This is a genomic window from Tritonibacter sp. SIMBA_163, assembly GCF_046535935.1.
Taxonomy (GTDB): domain Bacteria; phylum Pseudomonadota; class Alphaproteobacteria; order Rhodobacterales; family Rhodobacteraceae; genus Epibacterium; species Epibacterium scottomollicae.
In genome coordinates this window covers 1-231 of record NZ_JAWJBP010001473.1, presented here as the reverse complement: position 1 = coordinate 231, position 231 = coordinate 1, and the positions used below count along the sequence as shown (strand labels likewise).

The window sequence follows — 231 nt, the reverse complement described above, 5'->3', positions numbered from 1 at the left end:
GGCTCGGGCCGATCTGACGGACGCGAATATGGTCGAAGCGGAACTCGGACGCACGGACTTGACAGACGCCAAACTGGTCAACGCCGACCTGGAGAAAGCGGAGATGGGGCGTGCGATCCTGCGAGATGCCGATTTGACCGGGGCAAGTCTTTCGGAGGCTTACCTAAGGCTTGCAGATCTGCGTGGTGCCACTCTCAACAAGGTCGACTTCTATCGGGCGAGCCTTCGCAA

General features: G+C 59.7%; 1 protein-coding gene. It reads left to right on the top strand.

Features of this window, described 5'->3' with window-relative positions; translation table 11 throughout:
• Positions 1 to 28: 28 nt before the first annotated feature.
• On the top strand, positions 29 to 231 hold a 203-nt coding region (locus R0J92_RS27180; RefSeq protein ID WP_411053972.1), incomplete at its 3' end, for a pentapeptide repeat-containing protein.